A 10,012-nucleotide genomic window follows, 5' to 3' on the forward strand; every position below is an offset into this window, starting at 1 on the left:
TTTATCATTTCACCTACAGACAGTAATCATTTATTAAGAATTTTCTTTTGCTTTTATCTCATTAACTTTTATTACATCGGATAACGGGTCGTAGACAGGCAATCGAGAAAAGCAGAAAAATAAAACGCAGAAGCCTACAACTAAACCTACTTTCATCCACCAATACGGCATCATGATAAAAGAAAAGCAAAAGCTGATAGCCAATAAAATATAACCGCGTTTTTTGACTTTAGGGGCGACAGCGCCACGCTGCTGCCAATTATTAATGATAGGGCCAAGTTGAGGGTGATTATGAATCCACGCATGAAACTTCTTGTTACTGCGCATAAAACAGGCACTAGCAAGTAATAAAAAAGGCGTAGTTGGTAGCAAAGGCAGAAAAACGCCTAAAATACCCAAAAGTAAAGCTAAGCCACCAACAGTATTAAGCAGAATTTTACGAATTATAGTAAATATCCTTTTAGATGTTGATTGGCTTAAATTTACCAATCACTTACGAGTTGAATATCTGTATCCAAGCCAGTGTCGCAGGTAAAGTTGGTAAAAGTAAAGTGACGATCAGACCAAGCACATAAAAAACATTGAATGGTTCTTTGAAGTCCGTTTCAGACATAGTGGTTTCTCCTATAAAAAGAGCCACACTATATGAAAATATCCATTAGACAAAAACAGAAGAAAAGTATGGTTATTTCAGTTTTGTGCTTAAACGCATGTTAAATTTTTAATCGTCAATTTAAAACTACGAAACCCTAGCTCACTTAAGACTAAATCGCCTCCTTTCTTCATGAAGAGATCACTGGTAACAAAATTTTTCACACACCCTTTGCCTAGCTCAATCCCGCTCTCAATCGCTTGATTGCTTGCTTCTGCCATCCAGTTACTTTTCAAGCCAGCAGGTAAAATTGATAAACTTCCATCAACCATATCCGCAATACCAAACAATGCATTTATGGGACCAGCACAATCCGTACAACTGATCCCCTTTTCTAATTGATCTGCAAGATCTTTTAGATCGGAATGGCTATGTTTTCGGCTGCGAATAAAATCATTAAATAAAGCGCGCACTAACAATGCCGTTCCTACTCCATTATCTTCACTAGAAGAAGAATCTACCAAATAAAAGGCAAATCGACCTTCCATCAACCAAGAATAATCAAATACTAATGGCATTGCTTCGGAAGGTTGCAAAATATGATAGCTACACCGCCAACGCCCTTGCTGAGTATCGCGTTGTGGTTGCAATGCATGTAGCAGATCACGAGCAGTTACTTCATGTTCTTTGAGGTGGTTTAAATGCCAGTACAATTCTCTCTCTTCTGGCATCTCACCTGACTCGTCAATATTGAACCACTGGCTCGAAAAGTCACGAGAGAAAGATGAATTTAATTTAGATTCTTCCAAGCTAGTATTAATTGCGGAAGCAAAATGTTGTAACTGCGTAATGGGTTTCGTTAAAAAGTCTTTGATCCCAAAACGTAAAACTCTCGCGACATCGCTCATATCTTCAGTGGCAGAAACTACAATTATAGGCAACATAGGAAATTGCCAACTCACCTCTTCAACCAGTTCGATACCGCTCATGATTGGCATATTTAGGTCACAAACAATTAAATCAGGAACATGATTTCGCAATAATTTAAGTGCTTCTAGCCCATTTTTAGTTTCTAACACTTCGTAATGTTGCGATACTAAAAATGCAGAAATCATACTTCTAAAAATAGGGTCATCATCCACTAACATAATCGATGACATTTGGCTGTTTAGAACCAAATCCATCTTTTGCATTTCAACGACACATTTATGCATATTAGGAGAACCTCTTGATGATTTACTACTTCTATTCATGCATCCTCCCACTTGGTCAGAGCATTATTGATATATTTCACCGCAATATAATAATCTTTCTTCACGCTGTTTTAATTACTGAGATGACATGGCAACACTTAACTAACTGTTTTTAAATTAAAATAATTCATACTGATAGAGAAACTATACATTAACCCTATATAAAGTAGTAATTAATCTAAATATCTTCAACTGAAAACCTTGAACTTGAGCGCTAGGTAATGTTTTATAAGCATGCAATAAATTGATATTAAACAACTCAAAAATGCAATCTTCAGTTACACTAATGCCAACGTGGTATTCTATAAGTGTCCAATAATATGAAACTTGATGATTTAAATTTATTTCGCCTAGTCGTTGATAATGGTAGCTATACCGCGACATCACGCAAAACCGCCATTCCTGTCGCCACCATCACACGACGTATACAAGCTTTAGAAGAAGGATTGAACTTACGCCTTCTTAACCGTAATGCTCGTAAACTATCGCTCACAGAAGCTGGACAACGATTCTATGATGAATGTTCACCTCTACTGAAAAGTTTAGCTCAAACTACAGAAAGTATTTCAGATGAATGCCGTGGAGCATCAGGTAAACTGAGAATTTCAGCTCCAATGAATACTGCTAAACGGATGATAATGCCTATGCTCAATGAATTTATGGCGCAATATCCAGATATTCGAATTGAGTTATCAATGACTAACCATGCGGATCAGCTAGATCCAACTGAATGGGATGTTATTTTCCGTGTCGGTCCACAACGTGATTCAAGTTTAATTGCACGAAAAATTAATCAGGTGAAAGATGTTTTAGTTGCAAGTCCTAAATATTTAGCGGATTGCGGAGAATTAAATCATGCTGAAGATCTTCGACACCACGCTTTATTAAAGGGTCTACCTTTAGTCAAATGGCAACTGAGCAACTCTCGTGGTGAATCAGTAACCATTAATGAAAAAGGTCGCTTAGAGGCCAGTGAATTGAACGTTGTCCGCAAAGCGTGTTCGTTCGGGCTTGGGATCAGTTTAATGCCAGATGTGATGATTGAAGCTTATTTGCATGAAGGACGCTTAGTGCGAGTGCTTGATGATTGGAGTGCAAATGCTCGAGATATATACATGCTATACAATCATAAAAACCACCAACCTGAAAAAGTGCGCTTACTGATCGATTTTATCGCCCGCCACGAAGTGCTTTAATCCCATGATTAAAAATTGAGCCTATTACTGCTTTTTATGACTTAGGCTCAATTTTCTGCAATGTCCACGTAGCTTGAACTTTAGTAATTCTAAGGTAACCATTTTGTTGGCATAAAAAAACCAGAATCAATCAGACTCTGGTTCTTTATAAGTTAGGCTTCTATTGTAACGATAGTTCGAGACTAAGCACCTTCGTTATGCATTTCCAAATTAGCTAAATCAACTTGTTCACGCTCTAATTTGGCATCATCATTACGCATTGTATCAATCAGATCGAGATAAGCTTGATCAATATCTCCTGTAACATATTGTCCGCTAAATACCGATGTCTCAAATGTTGTTATTGATGGATTTCCCACTCCTACAGCAATGATCAAATCATCAAGATCCTGAAACATAAGTGCATCTGCACCAATCATTTTACTGATTTCTTCAGGGTCTCGACCATGGGCAATCAATTCGTTAGCACTTGGCATATCAATCCCATAAACATTAGGGAAGCGAACCTCTGGTGCGGCAGAAACCATATAGACTTTTTTAGCGCCTGAATCACGAGCCATTTCGATGATTTGCTCAGACGTTGTACCACGTACAATTGAATCATCGACCAACAATACATTCTTCCCCTTAAACTCAGAACGGATAGCATTGAGCTTACGATGAACGGATTTTTTACGCTGTTGTTGCCCTGGCATAATAAAAGTACGGCCAACATAGCGGTTCTTCACAAAACCTTGGCGATACGGCTTATCAATCAATTGAGCAATTTCTAGCGCAATATCGCAAGAGGTTTCAGGAATAGGAATAACAACATCAATATCTAAATCGTCCCATTCACGCTTGATTTTTTCACCCAGCTTTTTACCCATTTCAAGACGAGCACTGTAGACCGAAATTTTATCAATAAATGAATCCGGACGTGCAAAATACACAAATTCAAAAATACATGGGTTCAACTTTGGATTTTCAGAGCATTGCTCAGTATAAAGCTCACCATTAAAAGTCGCATAAATCGCTTCACCTGGAGCAACATCGCGCACAAAATCAAAGCCAACGGCATCCAAAGCAACCGATTCTGAAGCGACCATATATTCGGTACGTTCACCCACAACCCGCTTACCTAAGCACAACGGACGGATACCATTAGGGTCACGAAAAGCGACCATTCCATGTCCAATAATCATGGCGGAAACAGCATAAGCGCCTTTCACAATTTTATGTACTTTTTTGATAGCACTAAAAACATCAACAGGAGTCAGTGGATAGCTTTCAGATAAATCGATTTCTTGAGCTAAAATGTTCAATAACACTTCTGAGTCAGATGTGGTATTAACGTGACGGCGGCCTTGTTCAAATAGCCACTCACGAATTTCATTAGCGTTGGTTAAATTACCATTGTGAGCAAGGGTAATACCATAAGGAGAATTCACATAAAATGGTTGAGCTTCTGAAGCACTAGAACTACCCGCTGTTGGGTAACGAACATGCCCCACGCCAACCGTTCCTTGTAAGCGTTGCATATGCTTTGCTTCGAACACATCTTTGACGAGCCCGTTGGCTTTACGCAGACGAAAACGATTGCTATCTATGGTAATAATACCTGCAGCATCTTGGCCACGGTGCTGTAATACCGTTAAAGCATCATAAATCGATTGATTGACAGGCGTTACACCTACGATTCCAACAATACCACACATGTCTTAACCCTCGGTTGGCAAACAACTGACGCCCCTATAAGGGAGGCGCGCCAGATAAAAAGCTTGAAGTTTGTTTTATATGATCGAAAAACGGCGCAATAATCACTTTAAATTGTGGAATCAATTGCGAGTTTCTCCACCAATCTGAACTTGGAAATGTGGTAAATGCATCCATAAAGAACAACACAACGGCAACGATCAAAACACCGCGTAATGCACCAAACACCACACCAACAACGCGATCTGTACCCGATAAACCAGTTTTCTTAACTAGCTGACCAATAACATAATTAACCACGGCCCCTACAACTAATGTTGCAATAAATAAAACCGCTAATGCAGCTCCATTTCGAACCATCTCATTGTCAATATTGGTAAAATACTCTGCTAATTTAAGATAATAGTGAGTCGCAATAAAAAATGCGCCACACCAAATAATCAGAGATAAAGCTTCTTTGACAAAACCACGCACTAAGCTGATCAAAGCAGAGAAGCCGATCACCCCTAAAATAATAAAATCTATCCAGATCATAAAATCTACATCTTAAGTTGGCGCGCATTTTAACAGAAAAATGCGCTACGCAAACGTTTTCTTATGGATTAAGTGGCTTAAATGTCTGTAACTGACCTTTTAAGCCTGTAATTTTTTGTAACTCAGCAACTTGTTTATCTAATTTATCCTTTGAAACATCAGGACCAACTATCACACGAAAAATACCGCCATCAGGCTTAAGATGCGCTTGGTAACCTCTCTTTTTCAAATCAGCAACCAGTTTCTTAGCATTATCTTGATTACGCACTGCAACTAATTGAATAATCCATGCACTATCACTATATTGATTTACTTCTCTTACTGGCTTAGCCTGCACTTCAACTTGATCTGCTTTTGCCACGACTTGTTTTGGTGATTTTTTTTCAGACACAGGCTTTGTTGCTATAACCTTCTCAGAAGCACTAGATTTAGTTTCTGATGCTATCGTTGTAGTCACTGGCTCGTCAGGTAAAGCCACATCCAACTCTACAGGTGTTTTTATCGTATCGATACTTTCACCATCTTTTGTGACTTCGTCAGCCGGTTTAATAGGAATAGCAGCGAATTCCTCTTTGTAATGCTCTTTTTGACCATCAAATACATCAGGAAGAACGATCACACCAATTGCAACCAAGATTACCGTACCAATTAAACGGCTTTGAAACTTACTCGCCATTTAGACTCCTTTTTATATTTTTTTGCCAATAATTCAGCACTTCGCCTACAGTATGGAAAGAGCCAACCACAAGCAATACATCTTCCGTATTGACTTGATCTTGAGCATATTTAAACGCTTCTGTCGGAGTGGTAAATTTCTTCACTCCATTTGGCAATGATAAACAAAGTTCATCAGCGCTCGCAGCTCTTGGTCCATGCAATGAGGCTGAGTACCAGAAATCCACCACTGGTGATAATTCTTTTAATGTCGACTTGATATCTTTATCGTGCAACATCGCAACCACTGCGTGAATAATACGATCTGGATATTGCCGTTCAAGCTGTTGCATTAAATATTGAGCGGAATGAGGGTTATGAGCGACGTCTAACAAAATAGTAGGTTCATGACTTAATATTTGCATACGCCCTTCTAACTGAGCATTAGATAGACCAGCAACAATATCAACATCACTAATTTCAAGGCCTGAAACACTTAATGCCATTAATGCAGTAGCAGCATTGGCAAGAGGTAAACTAGGGACCGGTAAATCGTTTAGGCTAAATGCGCCACAATGCCAATGCCAATGTAAGCTGTTTTCACTATCAAGGTGATAGCTGAATTGATAACCAACTTGATGTAACTTAGCACCAATATCATCAGCGTGAGCAGCAACGGTTGCTGGCGCTTGTGGTTGCCCACAAATAGCCGGTTTGCCGCTTCGGAAAATACCTGCTTTTTCATAGCCAATGACGTTAATATCATCCCCTAGCCAATCAACATGGTCGATAGCCAAACTGGTAATAATAGAGACATCATGATCAACAACATTTGTGGCATCTAACCGCCCGCCAAGGCCAACTTCTAAGAGAACCACATCCACTTGTTGTTGCTGAAAAATTCTTAAAGCGGCTAAAGTGCCAAACTCAAAGAAACTCAGACTGGTTTCAGCCCGTGCCTTTTCAATAAAGTCAAAAGCTTGGGTATGAAGTGCATCGGCAGCATTTTGACCATTAATACGAACGCGTTCGTTGTATTCAATCAAATGGGGAGAGCTGTAAACGCCAACCTTATAACCAGATTCTAACAAAATCGCTTCCATTAAAGCACAAGTGGAACCTTTTCCATTGGTGCCCGCAACCGTGATAACCGTTGGTGCAGGCTTAGTCAATTTCGCAGACAGGGCAACTTTAGCTACACGCTCAAGACCTAAATCTATCGCACTAGAATGGATATTTTCTAAATAGCAAAGCCACATCGACATAGGTGATGTGGCTTTAGGTGAAGGGTGTTTATTCATGAAATATCTGAACTCATGAGAAGTCTTCATTCAATGATTGCCGAACAGTATTACACACCATTCAGCAACCCCATTAAATAGCATTACTTTTTATCAGCAACAGGAACTTCATACTCTGGACCAGAATCAACTGAAACCACTAATGGTGATTGATAATTAGTTAGCTTAGCAACTAAACCACCAATGCGTTGACGCATATCACGGCGGTCAACAATCATATCAATTGCGCCATGCTCAAGTAAGAACTCACTAGTTTGAAAGCCTTCTGGGAGGTTTTCACGAACAGTTTGCTCAATCACTCGGCGGCCTGCAAAGCCAATGATCGCTTTAGGTTCACCAATATTAATATCACCAAGCATGGCAAAACTTGCTGTTACACCACCAAAAGTTGGATCCGTCATCACAGAAATAAACGGTAATCCTTTTTGAGACAAACGCTCTAGCGCCGCACTAGTTTTTGACATTTGCATTAGAGACATCAAGGCTTCTTGCATACGAGCACCGCCACTGGCAGCAAAACATACAAAACCACAATTGTTAGCAATGGCTTCATCTACTGCGCGAACGAATCGAGCGCCAACGACTGAGCCCATTGAGCCGCCCATGAACGCAAACTCGGATGCACAAGCAACGATCGGCATTCCAAGAACTTCACCTTTCATAGCAATTAATGCATCGGTTTCGCCACTAGATTTCTGGGCTGCCGTAATACGATCTTTATAGCGTTTAGAATCCTTAAACTTCAGTTTATCTTTAGGTTCTAATTCTTGACCAATTTCGACTTGGGTACCCGCATCTAAAAAATGCTCCAAACGGCGGCGACCAGACATTCTCATGTGATGGTCACATTTTGGACATACTTCTAGGTTACGCTCTAATTCTGCTTGATACAGTACTTGCTCACAAGATGTACATTTGGTCCAGATTCCTTCAGGAATAGACGCTTTACGTGAACTAACAAGATTTGTTGTTGTAAAAATTTTTTCAAGCCAACTCATGGGAAGACCTTTTAGCTAGATCCCTCGCTGTATTGCGAAAGATGGGAATTTGACAAAAATGCGGAGGAGATTAAAACACATAATACCCGCAGTGTAGATAAAAAACTGGTTGTACCTATTTTCAATCGGTCATAATTTAACCTTTTAAATTTAGCACGCCCTAGTGTAATGACAATGTAACCAAAAACCAACCTTACATTATCAATCTAAAGGTAAAAATAACGGCCCTAATGGCATTATAGGTAATTCAAATGCATCGGGGTAATCGACATCCACTAAGTATAACCCCCCCGCTTTGGCTGTTGCTCCAGCTAAAGCTCGATTTTTTTGAATCAAAAGCCATTCGATCCAGTTAGGCTCTTGCTCGCCGGCTCCTACTTTAATCAAACTACCTACAATATTACGCACCATATGATGAAGAAAAGCATTGGCTTTAACATCAACGACAATATATTGGCCTAAACGGGTAATTTTAAGATGTTTAATCTCTCGACATGGCGTCGCTGCTTGGCAATGTGCGGCACGAAAAGAGGTAAAATCATGTTCACCAATTAAATAATTTCCGGCTTGTTGCATTTTCTCAGTATCAAGTGTTTGATGATAATGGCTGACACCCGATGCCATAATTGCAGGTCTAAATTGACTATTACAGATAATATAGCGGTAACGTCTGGCCGTAGCGCTAAACCTTGCATGAAATTCGTCAGGAACCACTTTCGCCCAACGGATACTGACAAAACTAGGTAAATTAACATTTCCGCCCATTGTCCATGCTACTAATTTACGTTCAGCGGTAGTATCAAAATGGACAACTTGACCCGTTCCATGAACACCAGTATCTGTACGCCCAGCACATTGCACAGCCACTGGATGATTTGCAATAACGGTTAACGCTTTTTCAAGATATTCTTGTACGCTAGGGACATCTTTTTGTCTTTGCCAACCACACGATTGGCTACCATCATATTCAATACCTAAAGCAATTCGCATCTTGATTTAAACTCTTTTTAAAACCGAAAAACAGGGCGCAGAGTATATAGGTAAATAGAGAAAAGAAAAAGGTGACTCAGTGGCCACCTTTCCTATAACAATTCCAATAATCGCCGACTTTGATCATCTATAGGCACAATTTTTAACGCCTATTAATATAGAAGCAATTACGATTTTATGCGTGAGAAAAGCTTTTCAGCCTCTGCTTTTAAAGCTTCATCTTCACTTTTCATCACCGCTTTTAATAGCTTTTTAGCCGTAGGAAAGTCATCCATCTCAATAAAAGCTTTCGCCAAGTCCAGCTTACTGTTCATTTCACTATTCTCGTCAACATCAAACATGTTTACATTGCCGAGAACATCAGAAAATTCATCTAAACCAACATCAAGATCTGGTTCATCATCAACACCGCCCCATTCTGTCGGCTTATTAGAACGAGTTTCAGAAACCTCTATTTTTCTCTCTTTAGGTTCTAAATTTAACTCATCAAGTGCTAAAGAAGTAGCTTTAGTGGGATCGTCGTCTAATTGGGTATTATCTATTAGTAACGTTTCATCTAAGGAATAAATACCCGGTTCTGGTGACTCTTGAATGATATTAGTGTCAAACTCTTGAGGCTCACGTTCAGCATCTTCAAAAGCTTCTTTTTCTTGATAAATAGGTAACTCAGAATCATCAAATATAATTCGTGTTTCTGTTTCTGTTTCTGTTTCTGTTTCTGTTTCTGTTTCTGTTTCTGTTTCTGTTTCTGTTTCTGTTTCTGTTTCTGTTTCTGTTTCTGTTTCTGTTTCTGTTTCTG

The 10,012-nt window shown here is 39.4% G+C and carries 10 protein-coding genes; 1 reads left to right on the plus strand and 9 read right to left on the minus strand.

Annotated elements, in window-relative coordinates; all coding sequences use genetic code 11:
* Positions 1-33: 33 nt before the first annotated feature.
* Both HC725_RS11005 and HC725_RS11010 read right to left on the minus strand, forming a co-directional pair.
* Positions 34-456, minus strand: coding sequence for a DUF454 family protein (locus HC725_RS11005; RefSeq protein WP_190331875.1), 423 nt, complete (start codon positions 454-456; stop codon positions 34-36).
* 246 nt (positions 457-702) lie between these two features.
* A complete protein-coding gene (locus HC725_RS11010) occupies positions 703-1,845 on the minus strand; it encodes a response regulator (RefSeq protein WP_238928486.1) in 1,143 nt (380 codons plus the stop codon).
* 320 nt (positions 1,846-2,165) lie between these two features.
* On the opposite strand from HC725_RS11010, the gene HC725_RS11015 reads away from it, so the two are divergent.
* Entirely contained in the window at positions 2,166-3,041 is an 876-nt protein-coding gene (locus tag HC725_RS11015; RefSeq protein WP_190331863.1) for a LysR family transcriptional regulator, read from the plus strand.
* A gap of 182 nt (positions 3,042-3,223) precedes the next feature.
* Here HC725_RS11015 and purF read toward each other — a convergent pair whose 3' ends face one another.
* The 7 genes from purF to HC725_RS11050 form a co-directional block, all read right to left on the minus strand.
* On the minus strand, positions 3,224-4,738 hold the full coding sequence (gene purF, locus HC725_RS11020) for an amidophosphoribosyltransferase (protein WP_190331864.1): 1,515 nt from the start codon (positions 4,736-4,738) through the stop codon (positions 3,224-3,226).
* Between the two features lie 34 nt (positions 4,739-4,772).
* On the minus strand, positions 4,773-5,270 hold the full coding sequence (locus HC725_RS11025) for a CvpA family protein (protein ID WP_190331865.1): 498 nt from the start codon (positions 5,268-5,270) through the stop codon (positions 4,773-4,775).
* A 61-nt stretch (positions 5,271-5,331) separates the two neighbouring features.
* Positions 5,332-5,946, minus strand: a complete 615-nt coding sequence (locus HC725_RS11030; RefSeq protein WP_190331866.1) for an SPOR domain-containing protein — start codon at positions 5,944-5,946, stop codon at positions 5,332-5,334.
* Positions 5,936-7,225 carry a bifunctional tetrahydrofolate synthase/dihydrofolate synthase gene (folC, locus tag HC725_RS11035; RefSeq protein ID WP_190331867.1) on the minus strand — a complete coding sequence of 430 codons (1,290 nt, stop codon included), beginning with the start codon at positions 7,223-7,225 and terminating at the stop codon, positions 5,936-5,938. Before folC ends, HC725_RS11030 begins: the two co-directional genes overlap by 11 nt.
* An 83-nt stretch (positions 7,226-7,308) precedes the next feature.
* Positions 7,309-8,223, minus strand: a complete 915-nt coding sequence (gene accD, locus HC725_RS11040; protein WP_190331868.1) for an acetyl-CoA carboxylase, carboxyltransferase subunit beta — start codon at positions 8,221-8,223, stop codon at positions 7,309-7,311.
* A 201-nt stretch (positions 8,224-8,424) separates the two neighbouring features.
* Positions 8,425-9,213, minus strand: coding sequence for a tRNA pseudouridine(38-40) synthase TruA (gene truA / locus HC725_RS11045; RefSeq protein WP_190331869.1), 789 nt, complete (start codon positions 9,211-9,213; stop codon positions 8,425-8,427).
* Between the two features lie 167 nt (positions 9,214-9,380).
* Positions 9,381-10,012 (minus strand): FimV/HubP family polar landmark protein (locus tag HC725_RS11050; protein WP_342365945.1); only part of this gene is annotated, 632 nt, incomplete at its 5' end.

Source organism: Vibrio sp. S17_S38 (assembly GCF_014694375.1).
In the GTDB taxonomy this organism is placed as follows: Bacteria; Pseudomonadota; Gammaproteobacteria; order Enterobacterales; family Vibrionaceae; genus Vibrio.